Annotated in this window: 14 protein-coding genes; 9 read left to right on the forward strand and 5 right to left on the reverse strand. The window is 55.1% G+C overall.

The window, feature by feature from the left end; genetic code table 11:
* The first annotated feature begins 737 nt into the window (after positions 1–737).
* The 3 genes from CA54_RS12135 (at position 738) to CA54_RS12145 (ending at position 6,378) form a co-directional block, all read left to right on the forward strand.
* Positions 738–3,593, forward strand: a complete 2,856-nt coding sequence (locus CA54_RS12135) for a vitamin B12-dependent ribonucleotide reductase (protein ID WP_390816748.1) — start codon at positions 738–740, stop codon at positions 3,591–3,593.
* 107 nt (positions 3,594–3,700) lie between these two features.
* Positions 3,701–4,159, forward strand: coding sequence for a hypothetical protein (locus CA54_RS12140; protein WP_146371024.1), 459 nt, complete (start codon positions 3,701–3,703; stop codon positions 4,157–4,159).
* Between the two features lie 764 nt (positions 4,160–4,923).
* Positions 4,924–6,378, forward strand: coding sequence for a catalase (locus tag CA54_RS12145; protein ID WP_146371025.1), 1,455 nt, complete (start codon positions 4,924–4,926; stop codon positions 6,376–6,378).
* 632 nt (positions 6,379–7,010) lie between these two features.
* On the opposite strand, the gene CA54_RS12150 is transcribed toward CA54_RS12145, so the two are convergent.
* The gene (locus CA54_RS12150; RefSeq protein WP_146371026.1) at positions 7,011–7,715 is read right to left on the reverse strand and encodes a hypothetical protein; all 705 of its coding nucleotides are present in this window, start codon (positions 7,713–7,715) and stop codon (positions 7,011–7,013) included.
* Between the two features lie 338 nt (positions 7,716–8,053).
* Here CA54_RS12150 and CA54_RS12155 point away from each other — a divergent pair, with 338 nt between their 5' ends.
* From CA54_RS12155 to CA54_RS12165, 3 genes are all read left to right on the forward strand, one after another.
* Entirely contained in the window at positions 8,054–8,575 is a 522-nt protein-coding gene (locus tag CA54_RS12155; RefSeq protein ID WP_146371027.1) for a hypothetical protein, read from the forward strand.
* Between the two features lie 25 nt (positions 8,576–8,600).
* Positions 8,601–8,921, forward strand: coding sequence for a hypothetical protein (locus tag CA54_RS12160; RefSeq protein ID WP_146371028.1), 321 nt, complete (start codon positions 8,601–8,603; stop codon positions 8,919–8,921).
* A 148-nt stretch (positions 8,922–9,069) separates the two neighbouring features.
* A complete protein-coding gene (locus tag CA54_RS12165; protein ID WP_146371029.1) occupies positions 9,070–9,516 on the forward strand; it encodes a hypothetical protein in 447 nt (148 codons plus the stop codon).
* Between the two features lie 44 nt (positions 9,517–9,560).
* Here CA54_RS12165 and CA54_RS12170 read toward each other — a convergent pair whose 3' ends face one another.
* The 3 genes from CA54_RS12170 to CA54_RS12180 form a co-directional block, all read right to left on the reverse strand.
* Complete coding sequence (locus CA54_RS12170) at positions 9,561–10,082, reverse strand: hypothetical protein (RefSeq protein WP_146371030.1); 522 nt, start codon at positions 10,080–10,082, stop codon at positions 9,561–9,563.
* A gap of 31 nt (positions 10,083–10,113) precedes the next feature.
* A complete protein-coding gene (locus tag CA54_RS12175; protein WP_146371031.1) occupies positions 10,114–11,532 on the reverse strand; it encodes a cryptochrome/photolyase family protein in 1,419 nt (472 codons plus the stop codon).
* A gap of 73 nt (positions 11,533–11,605) precedes the next feature.
* Positions 11,606–13,096, reverse strand: coding sequence for an endo-1,4-beta-xylanase (locus CA54_RS12180; protein ID WP_146371032.1), 1,491 nt, complete (start codon positions 13,094–13,096; stop codon positions 11,606–11,608).
* Between the two features lie 349 nt (positions 13,097–13,445).
* Between CA54_RS12180 and CA54_RS12185 the strand changes: the two genes are divergently transcribed.
* The gene (locus CA54_RS12185; protein WP_146371033.1) at positions 13,446–13,646 is read left to right on the forward strand and encodes a hypothetical protein; all 201 of its coding nucleotides are present in this window, start codon (positions 13,446–13,448) and stop codon (positions 13,644–13,646) included.
* Between the two features lie 53 nt (positions 13,647–13,699).
* Here the strand turns inward: CA54_RS12185 and polX are convergent, their stop codons facing one another.
* On the reverse strand, positions 13,700–15,412 hold the full coding sequence (polX, locus tag CA54_RS12190) for a DNA polymerase/3'-5' exonuclease PolX (RefSeq protein WP_146371034.1): 1,713 nt from the start codon (positions 15,410–15,412) through the stop codon (positions 13,700–13,702).
* A 691-nt stretch (positions 15,413–16,103) separates the two neighbouring features.
* Here polX and CA54_RS12195 point away from each other — a divergent pair.
* On the forward strand, positions 16,104–17,792 hold the full coding sequence (locus CA54_RS12195; protein ID WP_146371035.1) for a long-chain-fatty-acid--CoA ligase: 1,689 nt from the start codon (positions 16,104–16,106) through the stop codon (positions 17,790–17,792).
* A 109-nt stretch (positions 17,793–17,901) separates the two neighbouring features.
* Entirely contained in the window at positions 17,902–18,813 is a 912-nt protein-coding gene (locus CA54_RS12200; protein WP_146371036.1) for an SDR family oxidoreductase, read from the forward strand.
* Positions 18,814–18,910 lie beyond the last annotated feature (97 nt).

The raw sequence follows: 18,910 nt of genomic DNA on the forward strand, positions 1-18,910 counted from the left end.
CGGTGGCTGATGGATTTGGGCTTTTGTCGAGTAAATTTTGCCAAGAGAGACGCTGGACGCAAGTCTTTTTATTTCAATGACTTGAGAGGAATTGTTGATGTATAGCTGTTTGGGGGGATTGGCGGGAAACGGTCGGATTTTCCGGGGGAACTCCGCGTGGCTTATCTCAAAATTGGCAAAAATGAAAATTATATGAATCGCGGCAAGTCCTTTTTAGGGCTGGGACTTACGAACTTGGATCCGGGGAGGAATGGCGAAACGCAAGCAGTCGCGTATTGACAAAGTGAATCGCCAATTTATAGTAGATCCTTCCAGTGATCGCTACATGTGGTGCACGTTATTGCCGATGTACCCAAGGGATGGTATTGCATGAAGTGCCAACCATTCCTACAATATAGTGGTCGTTTGTTCACATTTCTGGCAGTCGTCTGTCGATAAACATCCACGAAAGGCCGCGAAACGGGCAATGGGGTTGGTTGGTGCGCACTGCTGATTTTACAGCTGAGAAGCCATGGCTTCATCACCAAGATGCACGCTTCTCCCCCCACCAAGCACAACCGTGATTGAATTGCTCAGACGGCGGTTTTGAACAGGACCAATCGTTCGACACAGACGCAACCGCGTTTAACCTATGGAATCTTAAGGAGTGCATGATGCACAAAGTGCATGGAACTGCTACCACCGAGTCTCACACCCACAACGGCCATAACGGCCACCGTCCCGTGGAGCCGACTTCGATGAAGGTCGCCACCACTCCCTCATTCTGTCCAGCTGGCACCGACCCGTTTGATACGGTGGAATGGGAACATCGTTCCGCCCATATCAAAGACGAGAACGGGAACGTTCTGTTTGAACAAACCGACTGCGAAGTTCCCGCCGGCTGGAGTTCGCTGGCGACCAACGTCGTCGTCAGTAAGTACTTCTTTGGCGAACCGGGAACGCCGGAACGCGAAAACAGCGTTCGCCAGTTGATTCACCGCGTCTCGCGGACGATCACCGATTGGGGCATTCGGGATGGCTATTTCGCTTCCAGTGAAGATGGCGAAATCTATTACCGCGATTTGACTTGGTTGCTGCTGCACCAGCACGGGTCGTTCAACTCACCGGTTTGGTTCAACGTGGGGCTGTATCACCAATACGGCGTCAAAGGCTGTCGTGGCAACTACCGCTGGGATGTTGAGACCAACTCCATCAAGCGGCCCGATACGCCGTACGAATACCCGCAAGGCTCGGCCTGTTTTATTCAGTCGGTCGACGACAACATGGAAGACATCATGCGGCTGGCGACCAGCGAAGCGATGCTCTTCAAATTCGGCTCGGGAACGGGAACCGATCTGTCGACGATCCGCAGTGCCCGCGAAAAACTGACGGGCGGCGGAATTCCCTCGGGACCGCTCTCCTTCATGCGGGTCTACGACCAAATCGCGGCTGTGGTCAAATCGGGTGGCAAAACCCGTCGTGCGGCCAAGATGCAAAGCCTGAAGGATTGGCATCCGGACATCTTGGAGTTCATCGAAGCCAAGGCCAAGGAAGAAAGAAAAGCCCGGACGCTGATCGAAAGCGGCGAATACGAATCGAACTTCAATGGCGAAGCCTATAGTTCGATCATGTTTCAAAACGCGAATCTGTCGGTCCGCACCAGCGATGCGTTCATGGAAGCCGCCACCAACGGCAAGAAATGGCAAACGCACTGGGTTACTGACGAAAATCAGCCCGGCCCCGAATACGAAGCCAAAGATGTGCTGCGGGCCATGGCCGAAGGCACTTGGTACTGTGGTGATCCCGGCGTGCAATATGACACGACGATCAATCAGTGGCATACCTGCCCGAATTCGGGACCGATCAATGCCTCGAATCCCTGCTCGGAATATATGTTCCTGGACGACACGGCTTGCAACTTGTCCAGCTTGAACCTGATGAAGTATCAGAACGCCGATGCGACGTTCGACGTCGACCGGTTCCGCCGGGCGTCTGCGATCTTCATCACCGCTCAGGAAATTCTCGTCGACCACGCCAGCTATCCGACGCCGGCGATTGCCGAGAACAGCCATATGTACCGCCCGTTGGGGTTGGGTTATGCCAATCTCGGCAGCCTGCTGATGTCGATGGGAATTCCCTACGACAGCGAGACCGGCCGCGGCATCTGTGGCTCGTTGACGGCATTGCTCAATGGGCAAGCGTATTTGACCTCCAGTCAGATCGCCAGCAACATTGGAACGTTTGCCGGATACCACGAAAACCGCGAATCGATGCTGAACGTCATGCAAATGCATCGCGATGCGGTGGAGAAGATCGATCCGCAATGTCCGGTGTATCTCCGCGACGCAGCTCGCGAAGTGTGGAACGACTGTCTGACTTCGGGCCGTCAACATGGTTACCGCAACGCCCAAGCGACGGTGTTGGCTCCGACCGGCACGATCGCGTTTATGATGGACTGCGACACGACCGGTATTGAGCCGGACATCGCGTTGGTCAAGTACAAGCAACTCGCCGGCGGCGGCATGATGAAAATCATCAACCGCACAGTGCCGATGGCGTTGCGATCACTGGGCTACGACGGTGCTGCGATCGACGGGATCTGCAAGCACATCGAAGAGTTCGACACGATCGAAGGTGCCGCGGACATCAAAGAAGAGCACTTGCCGGTATTTGACTGTGCCTTTAAGGCGCTCAAAGGCGAGCGTTCGATTAGTTGGCGGGGACACGTCGGCATGATGGCCGCCGCTCAACCGTTCCTCTCCGGTGCGATTTCCAAAACCGTCAACATGCCCGAAAACTCGACCGTCGAGGACATCGAGGAAGCTTATGTTGAGGGCTGGAGACTGGGATTGAAAGCGTTGGCGATTTATCGCGACGGTTCCAAGAAAAGCCAGCCGCTCAACACCAGCAAAAACGGAGACGACAGCAAAAAGCAAGCCCCGCAAGTGGCTGCTCCGGCGCGGCGACGGTTGCCTTCGACGCGGAATTCGCTGACGCACAAGTTTTCCGTCGGCGGCCACGAAGGCTACATCACCGTGGGGCTGTTCGAGGATGGCACGCCGGGTGAGTTGTTTATCAACATGGCCAAAGAAGGGAGCACGATCGGCGGACTGATGGATGTCATCGGCACCGAAACGTCGATGGGTCTGCAATACGGTGTCCCGTTGGAAGTCTTCGTCAACAAGTTTTCGCACTCCCGGTTTGAACCGGCGGGCTGGACGAACAACCCGGATATTCCCAACGCCAAAAGCGTGGTGGACTATATCTTCCGTTGGTTGGGCATGGAGTTCCTCACCGGTTATCGCGAAGCAAATGCTCCGCAACGGGAGGAGCCGGAAGAAGTGCCCTCCCAAGCGACAGCCGTGGCGGCAACTGCTGAAACCGCAACGGTAGCCACGCCGGAGGTTCTGCCTGACACCCCTGCCAATGGTCATTCCACGAACGTGACCAAACAGGATATGGTGCAGTTGGAAGACACCCCCGCAGCTCGCAGCGAGTTGTTCGCCAAATACCAATCGGATGCTCCGGCATGCGACAATTGCGGAGCGATCACCGTCCGCAATGGAAATTGCTATCTCTGCCACAACTGCGGGAACAGCATGGGTTGTAGTTAAGGAGGGCTCATCGCATATCCTGTTCCCAACGCCCCGGCCAAAAGCCGGGGCGTTTTTTTGTGGGGGTTTTGGTGTCCCATGTCACTGGATGTGATCAGGAGGTGGTTGTGAATAATGCTTCCCATGAGTTTCTGGGGAAAAAAATACAGCATGTCACTGCTGAGCAGAGCTTCGAAGGATTTGGGAAACCGCATATCAGCACAGATCCTGTTGGCACCACCTATATCAGCTATTTGACAGCTGGGATTAGTTTCGTTGCATCATCGACAGGGCGTATTCGGGCCATTCAGTTTTATGGGGAAGCGTACGATGATGATTTCGTGTCGTTTCAAGGCTTGCTGCCTGAAGAGATTCATTTCAATACAACAAGACAGCAAGTTCACAAACATCTAGGACCATCTGACGAAGAGGGAGGCGACGAGGTCATTGAGGTTCTAGGTTATATCCCGCGGTGGGACCGATACACCCGAGCGGAATACTTATTGCATATCCAGTACACCAAGGATTGCAACGGAATCGAGCTGGTGACCCTCATGGAACCAGGATGGCAACCAGGCGGCCATTGAACGGTCGCATTTCACTCAGAGCGCTCCGTTGCCACAGCTTTGTAAGCGGGTCGGCTGAGCGACCACCTAACGGATTGCGCGATCGATCGTCCTGTGTCATTCACGTCAGGCAGGAGCCTGACCTACGGTACTGACCTACCGCACCGAGCGGCATGTTGGCCGAAGGCCAACCGACACCTTAGCCTGCGGCAACGCCGTAGGGAGCATGTGCGACAACACGAATTTGGCCGCAGGCCATATTCAACGCGCGGTGAATGAACCAGCGGGTGATGTTGGCCGTTGGCCAACCATGGAATTTGCGGTTTCCGATTCCAGGGGCGTTGCCCCTGGCTATGATGTCAATAGGCCTTCGGCCATGGATCTGCACCTGAGCGCAATTGATCGTCCTGTGTCATTCACGTCAGGCAGGAGCCTGACCTACGTTGGTTGGCACCCTTGATCACGTCTCTGTCATCCCATGTCCGGCGAAAACAGACGCCCCCAGATGCCCCACCGCACGAGCCATTACTCGCGCGTTTCTTCGCACACTATCTCTTCAGGGGCAGAACGGAGTATGATGCCCGCTCGTGAAAAACATGGGCCAAGTCTACAGGGGGAGGCGGTGCAATTTGGATACGGAAGCGTGCGTTTTGTTGCTGCTCCCTCGAATTTGAACATCTCTGGCTAGGCGGCAGATTGGCGGCGACGGGTTCCCGCAATACCGCGGTTGAATTTGTGGTCGTTGGGTCGCTGAGGTCGAACACAGCAATATAAGGAGCATGGTCATGAAAAAAGAGACACCCCCACCCACGACAACTGATGCAGGGATTCCCGTTTCCAGTGACGAACATTCGCTGACCGTGGGGCCTGATGGACCGATTCTGCTACACGACCATTACCTGATTGAACAGATGGCGAATTTCAATCGGGAGCGGATTCCCGAGCGGCAACCTCATGCCAAGGGGTCCGGCGCATTTGGGCACTTCGAGGTGACTCACGATGTCAGCGGCTTTACCAAAGCGGCGTTGTTTCAGCCGGGGGTTAAAACGGGCACGTTGATCCGCTTTTCCACGGTGGCCGGTGAGCGGGGTAGCCCCGATACGTGGCGCGATCCGCGTGGCTTTGCGCTGAAGTTTTATACCAGCGAAGGCAACTATGACATGGTGGGGAACAACACGCCGGTGTTCTTCCTCCGCGATCCTATGAAGTTTCAACACTTCATCCGCTCTCAGAAACGCCGTGCGGACAATGGTCTCCGCGACCACGACATGCAGTGGGACTTCTGGACCCTTTCGCCGGAGTCGGCACACCAAGTCACTTGGTTGATGGGGGACCGCGGGATTCCCAAGAATTGGCGGCACATGAACGGCTATTCGAGTCACACCTATATGTGGGTCAATGCGGCTGGCGAACGGTTCTGGGTGAAGTACCACTTCAAGACCGATCAGGGAATCGATTTTCTCCCGCAGGACGAGGCGGACCGACTGGCAGGCAGCGACGGCGACTACCATCGCCGTGACCTATTCGAATCGATCCAGCGCGGGGACTACCCCAGTTGGTCGCTGAAGGTGCAAATCATGCCTTTCGAAGAAGCGAAAACGTATCGCTTCAACCCGTTCGACCTGACGAAAGTATGGCCGCACGGCGACTATCCGCTGCACGACGTCGGCCGGCTAACGCTCGACCGCAATCCGACGGACTTCCACTCGGAAATCGAACAGGCGGCGTTCGAACCAAACAACTTGGTGCCGGGAATCGGAATCAGCCCGGATAAAATGTTGCTCGGCCGCATGTTTGCTTATGCCGACGCCCACCGCCACCGCTTGGGAGTCAACTACAAGCAAATTCCGGTCAACCGCCCCGAGTCGCCTGTGCATAGCTACAGCAAGGATGGTGCTATGCGCGTCGACAACGTGTCCGATCCCGTGTATGCCCCGAACTCCAAAGGAGGCCCGCAGGCTGACGGGGAGCGCTATCCTGAGTCGGCCGTCTGGGAGGCCAACGGCGAATTCATCCGCGCCGCTTACACTCTGCGAGAAGACGACGATGATTGGGGCCAAGCCGGCACCTTGGTCCGCGAGGTCATGGACGATGCGCAGCGCGACCGGTTAGTGTCGAATGTCGTCGGACACCTCTCGGCAGGCGTCTCTGATCCGGTATTGCAGCGTGCGTTTGAGTACTGGCGCAACATCGACAAAGCCATCGGCGACCGCATCGCGCAAGGCGTTACGGGCGGGTGATGATGTGAATCGGTCAGGCAGCTGCTTGAAGGCGTGCGCGGTTGATCATTGGAGATCGCGCGCGTCAGGCAGCCGTCAGACGCATTTCACTCAGTTTCACATGACAGGCCAGAGGGCACCATAGCGCCATTTGAGGCGAGGATCGTCCGCAATTCACGACATAGTGAGTGAATAGTGTCCTCGTCTACATCTTGCAGATACGAGTGCATCTTCTGGCCACGCACGTGAATCCAAAGCCCTCGTTCGAATCGATTCTTTCGCAGTTCAACGATCTTTTCCCGATCACACTCGAAGGTCGTCAAATTACCGCTCTCACGCGATACCAATTCCATTCGAAATCTATCAGGTGTGACACAAAAGATGGCGCGCGGCGGTGGTTGTATGCGACAAATCGACCGAACCAGCATCGAACAAGTCACCCATACCGGAATGGCGACGAACGAAAAAAAATCAAGTGACAAAATCCACTCGGGGACCGGGGAATAAGGTAACGGCATGGGTAGCCTGACGGTCGTGCTACCATCCGTTTGAACAATACTCAAATCGGAGTATTCCAATAGTCTCTCCCTACTTCAGCCACCTCCTTAGGCGGCCGCTTGGTGGGTATTGCTTAGCGATCTCACGCCAAGCAATCACAACTCCAAGACCTGCCGCGTGGGGCGTTTCACGAGTTGGAAGACCGTTAAGGAAATGATCAGTAGCATCAGGGCACCCACGATGACCGAGGCCCAGGTGGGGCCGATGGTGTAGCCGAGCCAATTCATCAATTGCTTCATTCCGCTGCGACGGCCGGTGGCTTCGTAGTTTGGGTCGGAGATTGTGGTGAAGTAGATGAAGAATCCACCGATCGCGGCGAAGATTGCCAACGTAACCAACGGCCCCTGTATGACCGACCAAGCGTCGGCCTCTTCCTCGCTGACCTTGCCGCCGAGGTGTTGTCCGACTGCTTCAAAGACCTGTTTCTGCTCGTCGTCGTCTCCTTTTGCGATCTTCTGTTTTTTTCCGGCCTTGTCGGTGATCGCCAACTGCTTGAGGTCTTCTACATAAGTCACGCGGGCGATGTCGTTACGCGACAGATGCTGTCCGCCTTTTTGTTCTCCGATCAAAGCGGCGGTTTGATCCGGCTGAGCCGCCAGTCTGCCAACGAGTTGCCCGAATGCCTCGGGCTTTTTCATCCCCAAGGCCCAAGTCATGCCCGCAGGATCGATATGCACAATATGTGACTTACTCCCGTCGCTGTTGCTGATCGTCCAGGAAACCAATGTTCCAGCATCCCCCTGCGGTTCGGTGTTCGTTGTGGGCTTCAGAGAATCTCCATCGTTGAGCGTGTCAGACATGAAGAGCATCCTAATTTGAAAGAAAAAGATAACGACTAGTGCATGCGCAGCACTTAGACTTTTGCTTTTACAATGCGATGATTTCCACCGCCTTATCACATTGAAACCAACGGTACAGGAGAAAAATCGCCGCGTCAAATTTTTTCAGGTCCTTTTCTGAAACAGAGCCGGTCTCGTTGCAAGATGCTTGGCGAGTTGACTGTGCTGCCTCGCTCGCATGAGGCAGGCTCGTCTATTCAATGGGGTCGAAGTTCCGTAGAATTTCCGGAACCATTACTGCGAGTACTGCGTCAGAATCAAGAGCTTCCCCCGGTCACATTCTCATTGGAGCGATCACAATGAAACGCGCGATTCCGCTGCTAGCAGCGATCTTGATTCTTTCCGCCGGCCCGCTGTACGCCATTTATTCGGTGAAAGACAGCGGGGACTGGCCGAAAGATTGGCCCCAGGAATTAGAGCCGCTCCGCAAGCAGGCGCGGACCCTGGAAGGACCGATGCTACCACAGTTGCATTATGCGATCCCTTTCTCAACGCGCGAAGAATTCGAAGCAGCGTGGCCACACATCCTGAAGGTCAAAACCGAAGGAGCACCGATTGTGCTGCGGCGCGGCCCCAGTTTTTGGTTGGACGGCAAAGGCGATGCCGGAGTTTGTATACATACGCCGCCCGCAAATGCGGTCCAAAAGAACAAGCGGGCCGTGGTTCCCAAGAATGCAAAACTGCACAGGGCATGGTGGCGGGCCGACACGATCTACATTGAGTTGATTGTCGATGGCAAAATCGTCGACTTGAATCGCATCCCGCTGCCGGCGGAGACGCCGATTGTTGATGAGCGGTTTGGGGAGGAGAGAGGCAAGTGATCTAGCATTAGGTCACTCAGAAATCATGCTGAAGCCAATCAAGAACCTTTTCCGTTATTTGATGAAACGGAGACATCGCAAGATCTATCGCGATGGATGTGTACTGTCTCGATTTATCGCGCGTGACGTTCGTCGGGATGTCATGATTCTCTCTGCTCATGATATTGATGACGGATTTATTGCAGCGAGAATTCGCACCACGAACGTGATGTATTTGTCACGCGGCGCGGTTTCGAGTCTTGGGTTTGGGCCACCACAGCGGATTGCTCTCGATCAGTTGTGGGACTGGAGCGGCCAACCTTGGGGAGGGCTCGCCGACGGGACGTCGATTGCAGATAAAATCTGATTCGGAGAATCTCGCGAACACAATTTGAGGCAAAATAAAGTAGCATAGCGACCAGTGATTCGGTCGAGTCAGCAACTGATAACTCGTGCAATTGACGTTCCCATGTCGTGCGCGTCACGCGGGAGTCTGACCTACGGTGCATCCTGTCATGAAATATTTATACCCTGCAAGACTGGTTCTGTTCCTCTGTTTTCTCTTGTCAATGCCACTGACAATGATCAATGGGCACGGACGAGGGGGGTTAGCAGATCCGGGTCATTGGCAGGGATATGATATCACATTTTTCTGGAGTTCTCTGATCGTCATGGCTCCTGTGCATTTCGGGCCTTTTTTCATGGCTTCCACCATGATGTTCTTCACCCCGTTTCTAATTGTTCCCGAGCTGAATACGTTTTGCAAACTGATCATTAGCGTTTGGTCTATTGGTGCATTGTTCGCTATTCCGATTGTTTGTTTATGGGGTGCGCACGACGGTATGTTCCCTGCAGTCTTGCTTTGGATTATTCCTGTATTTGGAATTGGAACGATGAATCTCTATCAATGCATTCCTCATAGCGCATGGGTGAATTGGCTGTCTGAGGGCTTGCGTAGTTGACGGTCCCAGGTCGAGCGCGTCTGGCGACTGCCTGAGCTACGGTGCTAAGCCTGTGTGACCAGGAGATCCTTATCCTTCTCGATGCAGATGTCCAGCCATTTCAGAAACGTACGCCTCTCGTCGGCCAACCAACTCAGGTCTTCGACTGTGTCGATTGTCGCAATCTCTTCAACGCATCCTGCCAACTTCTCACGCTCTTGTTTCACTTGGGCGAGTGCGATATGCGAGACATTCTCGTCGCCTGCCGGGAATCCGAACGGAGGTATTCCATCTAGAAGCGCCGTGTCGATTTCCAAAACGTAAACACCGCACATTGTCCCTGGAAGCACAACACCAAAGTTCTTGCAGAACCAACGAAACGCGACTGCGAGGTCAATGCGTTTTGGAATGGACAAGACTTCCCGCAATCCAAATATCACTTCAAGTGTAATCACGTCATCGTCGACCAAATCCCCTGTTGCTGATAATTCGTCGAGAGCAATTTCCACAATACCTACTGCCTCTGACCGAGGTGTGGATGAAATCGCCTCTAAATCAATCGCGTATCCTGTAGTGTAGACAGTCATGGCAACTCATCTCTTTGTTTCTCGCATCTACCTACGTTGCTTTAATCTCCTCATAAGCCGCCAGCGCCGCCTTCCGCGCCTCGCCATGATCCACAATCGGCTGCGGATAATCCTCGCCCAACTCAACGCCCGCATCAGCCAATACGTCCGCGGGGGCATCCCACGGGTTGTGGATCCATTTCTTCGGTAGCGATTTTAATTCCGGCACCCACTGACGTACATAGTCGCCAGCGGGATCGAATTTTTCTCCCTGGCGGACGGGGTTGAAGATGCGGAAATAGGGGGCGGCGTCGGCGCCGCTGCCGGCGGTCCATTGCCAGCCCATGGTGTTGTTGGCCAGATCGGCGTCGACCAGTGTGTCCCAGAACCAGCCCGCGCCTTCCCGCCAATCGATCAGCAGATCTTTAGTCAGAAACGAGGCGACGATCATGCGGACGCGATTGTGCATCCAGCCGGTTGCCCACAGTTCGCGCATACCGGCATCGACGATCGGGTAACCGGTTTGCCCACGCTGCCACTTCCGCAGTGCTTTTGCATTGTGCTGCCAGGGAAAGTTTTCAAACTGGGACCGCAATGGTTGGTCCGGGGTCTCAGGAAAATTGACAAGCACGTGATACGCAAATTCCCGCCAGCCGAGCTCCCGCAAGTAGGCTTGGGAACCGTCACTGCCTTGCGTTTGCAGAGCATACCAAATTTTGTGCGGGCTGATTTCGCCAAAGTGCAGGTGCGGCGACATGCGGGAGGTGCCGTAATCGTCCGGCCGGTCGCGACCCGTTTCGTAATCAGCAACGGCCTGTTTTAGGAAACGCTTTAGTTTTTGATTCGCTCCCTGCTCGCCGGGTTGCCAGCGCTGGGAGAACTGGTCGGCCCAATCCCGTTGGGGGGCCAATCCGAGCGAATCAATCGACGCCGATGCGGGCCAGTCTTGCGGAGCGGGTATTTTGCGGGGTGCGGAGTGCGGCTCGCGCGGCGGGTCAAGATTTAAACAGGCTTTCCAAAACGGCGTGAATACCCGGTAAGGATTCCCCTGTTTCGTCCGCACGGCGTCCGGTTCAAACAGCAGCCGTCCGCTGTAGGAGACGGCTTCCACTCCCCGTTTGGTGAGCGACGTTTCCAGTTGCTGGTCACTTTCCAGAAGCGCCGGCTCGTAGCCGCGACTCCAATGGAGGGCATCTGCGGTGGTTTCTTCGACTAGCTTAGCGATTTCCTTATGGACGTCACCGGAGCGGATGATCAACCGCGAACCACGTCGCTGCAAATCCGCAGCGAGACTCCGCAGTGACCGGTCAAGCCACCACCGCGCTGCTGCCCCAGACGCCCAATCACCCGCTTCGTCTGGGGACCAAACGAAGGCCGGGATCACCGGCTGATTGCGTTGGAGAGCTGCGGTCAACGCCGGGTGATCATCAATCCGCAGGTCGTTACGAAACCGCACGATTGTGGCAGTCATAGTGAGTCACGCATTGAAGAAATAAGTTCTGCGGCGCTACGTTATAGTCACGTGGCACACGCGGACAAGACCGTTACTTCAAGTGCTTGCGGCGATAGTCGATCATGTGTTGCAAGGTTGGCTTGGCGATCCCGTCAGGGCCGATCAGACCGGAATGCGGGAAGGTGTGTGGCGTGGCGTCGGAGAATTGTGCCCAGTAGACTGCGGCGACGGCCGGTTTAGCGATCAACAGCGGCAGTAGCATGTCGAACCACTGGGCTTGGGCGGTGGGACTCCACGGTTGTTTCCAGGCGGAGCGGTCGACTTCCAAATCACTGTCTGCCAGCGGATCGGGCTGGTCGCTGGTGGGAAATGCCAAGGTGATGTGCAGAGGGATTCCCAATGCACACCAACGGTCAATCATCGACGAAAAATCAAGCAGATCGCGAGACGGCGTCCCGCGGGGACGATAACCAATAGCGATTTCCAGATTGAGCGCTGACAGTCCCAGCCCGGCCCGCACGAGAGCATCGGCAAAATGTAGCGGGGAGAGCCGGTGTTGCCCGCGGGCCTGATATTCTCCCCAAGGCTGGTCGATGCGAATCACGAAACGCGCTTCTTCATCGATATGCCGCGCGACCTCTAATGCCTTGGCGACGAGGGTCAAACGCTGTTCTTCGTTGAGCACCAGTGCGCCGCCGCTGTTGGCGCAGGCGGCCAATTCCCAAATGCGGATTTTGCCGATGTACCGTGAGACAGCTGTCTCCACAAAGTCGCAGACAAAACTCTGCAGGTTCCAAAAATCCTGTTCCCATTCCCACAGCCATTTCGGCAATCCGCGCGGGGAGAGATCAATTAACGGTCCGCCCCGCATGACCAATCGGTTTTCCATACACCATTCGACTTGCGCATCGAATACGGTCCAATCAGCTTGCCCCTCGATCGGCTCCACCAACTGCCATTCGATTGGCACGGATGCTGAATTGAAAGCGGAACAGAATAACTCCTGCTCCGGCGCCTCAGGGATTTGATTGTCCAATCGGCAGCCCAGCGAGGTCGGCAGTTGGTCGTATTGTTGATGTCGCGATTCCAGGAACTGTTGCGAGTAGGCGCGGGCCAACAGTTCAGCGGCGTGGCAGGCGTGGTGAATGGCTCGATTGGCAGCGTCGGTTGCATTAGCGACATCATCCTGGCAACTGGCTGCGTGTCCAAATTCGCGGTGAGCCTGCGCATACCGCTGATGATACTCAGGCGGCAAGGTCAAATCGGCCTGAGTTAATTCCGCGCGGAGATTGCGAACCTGGACGATTTTGCCGCGGGCTAATTCGACGGCCAAGACATAAGGGGCTTCGCGTTCGGGGAGCATGGCGGTCGCCAGCATGGGACGGCCAAAGTCCTGAACCGGCCAAGCGACGTGCATCCGGCTGCTTTCGGAGTTTTGCCGCCGACAAACGATGGACTGTCCGTCAAATTCGATGCGGGTCGGCCAGACGCTGCGATCCAGTCCGCTGGAATAGGCGCGAAACACCTCGGGCCAATCGCTAAGCGATTCGCATTGAGGCACAACGAATCGCATGACACCCATTACGTTTTCTCCCCTCCGCCGGCCGCGCGCGACGTGCCGCAACCTCCGCCTGTCATTGTTGCCCCTGCCGCAGGACGCGTCAACGCGGAAGGCGTGATTTGTGCAGGGTTGGGCGAACCAATCCAACGGACCAAAACCACCGCAAATTGCCTCTGCTGACGACACTAGGGTTGATGCTGAAATTTTCTATGAACTCGTACAAATCAACACGAATTCCCGCAGATTTTCTAAGGGTTTGGGGAATTCTAAACGAGGTTGGCAGCTAAAAAGTTGACCTTCCTCGACCATAGCCATACCGTTGGGTGAAATTTAAATACGAAGGCAAAATGGAAGAATCGAGACGCTCAAAATGGCTTCCAAACATCCATTCGAGACGGTTTTGGGATGGTTCTCGAATTTGACCTTCGTACTCCTGTTGGCGTTTGCAATTTTGTTAGTCGCAGCGATCATTTACGCCACAATTGCCGAAAAGGTCCGTTGGTACCGATTAGAGCGGAAATGGATTTGTCGCCGCAAAGAAATTCACAAACGCCGCAGAAGGAAACGGTAAAGGTCGCAATGGTATCGTCGCACTTTCGAGTGACAACCGGCGAGGCTAGGAACTCACCGCAACAACTTCTTAAACTGCCCCCACGTCTTCGTGTTGGCCACGTCTTTTTTCTCGAGCCCCGCGCGACGAGCTTGGTAGATGCCGTACTGTAGAACGTCGAAGCCGGTTGTGGAGTGGGCGTCGGTGCTGATCACGATGGGAATGCCCAGATCCTTTGCCGCTGCGGCGGCGACGTCGTCGAGATCCAATCGACTGGGGTGCGCATTGATCTCCATCATCACGCCGTGATCGGCGGCCGCTTTGAGGATCTCCTGCATGTTCATCTCCGCTCCCGGTCGCTTTCCGATCAGACGTCCAGTCGGGTGCCCAATGATGGAGACATGCGGGTTTTGGATCGCTGTGAGCAACCGTTTGTGAATCTGTTCCTGTGGCTGTTTCAAACCATAATGCAGCACGGCGATCACCCAATCCGCTTCGGCCAACACGTCATCGGGCAAATCGAGTGTCGCATCCTCAAGGATATCGCATTCAATGCCTTTGAGGATCTCTATCCCCTTGGTCTCGGCATTGACCTTGTCGATCTCTTTCCAATGAGCGCGCAACCGCTTGGCATCCAAACCGCGAGCCATGGTGACTCGTTTTGAGTGATCGGTAATGGCGATGTATTTCAACCCGCGCGCCTTGGCAGCGGCCGCCATGTCAGCGATCGAAGCCTTGCCGTCGGTGGCGGTGGTGTGCATGTGCAAATCGCCGCGAATGTCTTCTAATTCGATCAGCGTTGGCAGCTGATTGTTCTCTGCCCATTCAAATTCCCATCGGTCCTCGCGCAGTTCCGGTGGAATCCATGGCAGGTCGACGGCGGCGTAGACGTCTTCCTCGGTCTGTCCCGCAACGGCGTCATCGTCGCGAAACACGCCGTATTCATTGATCTTCAGACCCCGTTCCTGGGCGCGGCGGCGGACGACGATGTTATGTGCCTTGGAGCCGGTGAAGTATTGTAAAGCAGCCCCGTACGATTCTGCGGGGACGACCCGCAGGTCCATCTCTAAACCGGATCGCAGTCGGACACGCTGTTTGGTTTCTCCGCGGGCAAGAACTTTTTCCACCAACTCGTGCTCTGCCAGCGCGTCCATCGGTTCGGTGGAGTCGTCGGCTGTGATCAACACGTCCAAATCACCGACGGTTTCCCGCCGCCGCCGCAAGCTGCCCGCTGCAGCGATTTGTTGAACCGAGGGTAGCTGCGATAGCGATTCGAGGATGGCGTCGGCTTGGATTTTTGCATCGGCCAAAAAGACACGTCCGGCGGATTGCTGTGCGTGTGCCAATCCTTCCAAAATCGATTCTTCGGTCTTCTTACCGAACCCTTTCAGCGCGCGGATTTGTTCTTGCTCAGCGGCTTGCTTCAAATCCTCCAGCGTTGTGATGGAGAGTTCATGAAACAAGATGGCTGCCTTTTTGGGGCCCATGCCGGGCAACCGCAGCATCTCCACAACTCCCGGTGGGATCTTGTCCCGCATCTCATCGAGTTGAGGCAAGATGCCGGTTTCGACCAACGTCACGATTTTTTCCGCGAGATCTTTGCCAATCCCGGGCAGCTCACTGGGGGAGCGGTCGGGGTCCTCGACAATCGCCGTCATGGACTCCGGGAGATCGGTGATTAGTCGCGACGCATTGCGATAAGCCCGCAAGCGAAATGCATTGGCGCCGTCGATTTCTAAAAGATCGGCCAGGTCATCAAACGCGCGCGCGATTTCAGAGTTTTGCATGAGAATAGAGTAGGAGTGTTGTGGAAAGAGTTGGTATTCAAATCAGGTTCGACATTTTGCGACTTCGCAGTGAACACAACAAGGCCGACGGTCGCCGGGGCCGATTTGACGTGCGGGAATTTGTAACGTACGTTTTTAATGGCGAATGCCGTTTTTGTTGACTGAAGGATTGACTTTAGAGATGTCAGTGCGATCATTCACGGTAGACGGCAGAAAGCTATTGTTGTTCCGGCACTGATGTCAGTCCATCTGCGGACGCAGCCGCCCGCCGTAGTTTTTTTTGAAAATTTGTAATCGGATGATATCAGCATTCGGTTCGTTGCCACATCTTTTGTGATGGAGAAGTCATCTCTGTCTCACATGCTTCGGGCAGACGGCTTCAGTCGTTTGGGTTTGAAGTGACATGTTGTAAATCATTTCCAAATCGTTGTTTCTGACGAATCGTCCCAGGCTGGGTAAACTTGTGGCGTGTCGAACAAGGAATCAGTTCGACGTCCGCAAATGTCTGTGTATGTTGACTATGGCACCCTGTCGTGCCATGGAGGATTGTTTTTTGCGCCTGTGAAAATTGGTGATGCCTTAATTCCTGCTTTCGGTTAATGTTCCGCCCCTATCTTACAGAGTGGGGGGAGCAAAGCCACAGTTCTGTTCTGGATTGTGGCGCGACCGCTGAAGCATCGGAGGGAACACGATGGCCGTAACTTCCCAACGCACCAAAATCGAACAACGATCACGGACTGCTCCGTGGTTGGATCATTATCCCGAGGGCGTTCCAGCCTCGCTGCAGTATCCGCAAATCCCTGCCTGGGGCTTTCTGGAGCGGACCGCTGCTGATTACGGCGATCGCGTCGCCTGTCACTACTATAACCAACGCATGACCTACGCGGAGCTCTTTGCAGCCGCGCGACAGATGGCTCATGTGCTCGTCAAATCGGGGATCAAGCCGGGTGATCGCGTGGGCGTGTTGTTGCCCAACACTCCTGAGATGCTGGTCGCCTTAAACGGCATTTGGATGGCCGGCGGCGTTGTTGTCGCCGTTAGCCCCCTGATGGTTGCGGGCGAAGTCACTGCTTTGCTGAAGACGACACAGTGCAAGACCGTTATCGGTTTGGACATGTTGTTGCCATTATTGTTCGACGGCGAGTATCAACCCGAATCCGTCTTGCTGACGACAATCGCTGATCGATTGCCGTTGTTGCAAAAATTGGCATATAAGGCTGCTCGTATCGTACGATTGGGAATCCGCAGCAAAGCGTGGGACAACCGTTGCCGGAATTTGGCGAAAGAACTCGCTCAAGGCAACCCGATATTCCAACCGATCCAAAACCATTCTCTCGATGATCCGGCATTTATTCTTCCCACCGGGGGGACCACAGCCGCTCCGAAGGCGGTCGTGCTCAGCCACCGCAATCTCGTCGCCAATGCTTGGCAATTGCACCATTGGGGCGGTGCGACGATGGCTGAAGAGACTGTCTTGGCGGTCGTACCGTTTTTCCATAGTTACGGCTTAACCACCTGCGCTATGACGGGGACAGCCATGGCGGCCACATTGGTGTTACAGCACCGATTCGTCCCCCGCCGGGTCTTGCGGGCGATCGAAACCGCACGACCTTCGGTCTTCCACGCCGTGCCTGCCATGTTGTGTCAGCTGAACAAATTGATGCGCGACGGCAAGGGAGATTATACGTCGATCAACTACTGCATGTCGGGGGGGGCTCCGCTGCCAACTAGCGTGGCTGAAGAATTCACCGAACATACCGGTGCGATTGTTGTCGAAGGATACGGTCTGTCAGAGGCCAGTCCCGTAACGCATGCCGGTCCGTTGGACGGGTCTGCGCGGGCCGGAACAATTGGTATGCCGTTGCCGGACACCGAAGTACGAATCGTCGACGCCGATACAGGGTTTCGACCGGTTGCGCCGGGCGAAGTGGGTGAGATCACGGTCCGCGCTCCGCAAGTCATGGTTGGCTATTGGAACAACCCCGAGGCAACCAGCGGCGCGATTCGCGATGGCTGGTTGTACACGGGCGATTTGGCAGTCTGCGACGACCAAGGCTTCTTTCGCATCGTGGACCGCAAAAAGGATTTAATCATTACATCCGGATTTAATGTTTATCCATCGGATGTGGAACGAGTGATCAAACAGTTTTCAGGTATTCAAGACGCGGCGGTGGTCGGCGTCTCCGATCCTGACCGAGGTGAAATCGTCAAAGCCATATTGGTCTTAGAGCGCGGTGTGCAGTTTGACCGCAAAGAGTTCTTGAATCAATGCAAAATACACCTGTCGAAACACAAGCAACCACGGAAGATCGAAATCGCCGACGGAGACTTGCCTCGCAATTTTTTAGGCAAGGTGCTGCGTAAAGATTTGCGTACATAACGAATGTGACGTAAAGAATAACGGTGATGTTGATAAAAGGAATCATGGACACGGATGGACTTGCTTCAGAAACGCAACAAATGAATCACATTATAAACGAGGATCGATCATGCGGGATCTGACGGCAAAACGAGTGTTGATCACCGGTGGCGGGCACGGCCTAGGTCGTGAACTAGCACTGCAATTCGCCATGCAAGGGGCGACGATCATCGTCACCGATCTGGATTTAGTGCGTGTCGAGTCAACCGTTGAGTATTTGACCAACGCCGGCCATACGGCAGTCGGTTATCGTATGGACGTCTCGGACCCGGTCTCCGTGAAAGCGGTCCGCAATCAAGTGCGGGAAAGTGTCGGGAGTATCGACATCCTCATCAATAATGCGGGCGTCGTCTTCGGCGGCGCATTCATGGATGTCCCCATCGAAAAACATATGGCGACTTATCGCGTCAATACCCTGGGACCGGCGATCGTGACACACGCCTTCTTGCCGGATCTTGTGGAAAATAGTGAAGGGCACTGCGTGAACATCGCCAGCGCCGCAGCCATGATCGCCTTGCCCAATGCGGCAACCTATGCTTCCAGCAAATGGGCCGTGCTCGGTTTTTCCGAGTCGTTGCGCGAGGAATTGCGGCTCAACGGGCATGGACACGTAGGCGTCACTGCCGTCTGCCCCAGTTATGTCGGAACGGGAATGTTCGCCGGCGTGTGCACGCCGCGGTTTACTCCGATGCTGACACCGAAAAAACTGGCGAACCAAATCATCAATTCTGTTCGCAAGAATCAGGAACAGCTCCTGACTCCGTGGCTGGTTAAGTTGATTCCGCTTGGACGAGGAACGATGCATCGTTCACTCTTTCGGTGGTTATGCAACTGGCTGCGAGTTACGACAAGCATGATTACTTGGAACAGCAAACCCCCTCAGCCAACGGTCGAAGTGCCGGCGGCTCGTGTACCAACTTTACCCCCCCCCAAGCGGACTCGGAAGGCAGCTGCGATGGCGGTCGACGAGAGTTACCCCTAATTCTTAATTCTCTACAAATCGAGTTTGCGGACACTACGACCATCTCAGCGAAGAAGGAGCGAAGCTCTGAGACGAATCGTCGGTTTTTACTTGGAGC

Source organism: Symmachiella macrocystis (assembly GCF_007860075.1).
GTDB classification, from domain to species: Bacteria; Planctomycetota; Planctomycetia; order Planctomycetales; family Planctomycetaceae; genus Symmachiella; species Symmachiella macrocystis.

Excerpts from the sequence above, each read along its gene's own strand:
- CA54_RS12160 (WP_146371028.1), top strand. The coding sequence starts at position 8,601 with ATGCTGAAGCCAATCAAGAACCTTTTCCGTTATTTGATGAAACGGAGA.
- CA54_RS12165 (WP_146371029.1), top strand. The coding sequence starts at position 9,070 with ATGAAATATTTATACCCTGCAAGACTGGTTCTGTTCCTCTGTTTTCTC.
- CA54_RS12170 (WP_146371030.1), bottom strand. The coding sequence starts at position 10,082 with ATGACTGTCTACACTACAGGATACGCGATTGATTTAGAGGCGATTTCA.
- polX (WP_146371034.1), bottom strand. The coding sequence starts at position 15,412 with ATGCAAAACTCTGAAATCGCGCGCGCGTTTGATGACCTGGCCGATCTT.
- CA54_RS12185 (WP_146371033.1), top strand. The coding sequence starts at position 13,446 with ATGGCTTCCAAACATCCATTCGAGACGGTTTTGGGATGGTTCTCGAAT.
- CA54_RS12195 (WP_146371035.1), top strand. The coding sequence starts at position 16,104 with ATGGCCGTAACTTCCCAACGCACCAAAATCGAACAACGATCACGGACT.
- CA54_RS12155 (WP_146371027.1), top strand. The coding sequence starts at position 8,054 with ATGAAACGCGCGATTCCGCTGCTAGCAGCGATCTTGATTCTTTCCGCC.
- CA54_RS12175 (WP_146371031.1), bottom strand. The coding sequence starts at position 11,532 with ATGACTGCCACAATCGTGCGGTTTCGTAACGACCTGCGGATTGATGAT.
- CA54_RS12145 (WP_146371025.1), top strand. The coding sequence starts at position 4,924 with ATGAAAAAAGAGACACCCCCACCCACGACAACTGATGCAGGGATTCCC.
- CA54_RS12200 (WP_146371036.1), top strand. The coding sequence starts at position 17,902 with ATGCGGGATCTGACGGCAAAACGAGTGTTGATCACCGGTGGCGGGCAC.
- CA54_RS12150 (WP_146371026.1), bottom strand. The coding sequence starts at position 7,715 with ATGTCTGACACGCTCAACGATGGAGATTCTCTGAAGCCCACAACGAAC.
- CA54_RS12135 (WP_390816748.1), top strand. The coding sequence starts at position 738 with ATGAAGGTCGCCACCACTCCCTCATTCTGTCCAGCTGGCACCGACCCG.
- CA54_RS12180 (WP_146371032.1), bottom strand. The coding sequence starts at position 13,096 with ATGGGTGTCATGCGATTCGTTGTGCCTCAATGCGAATCGCTTAGCGAT.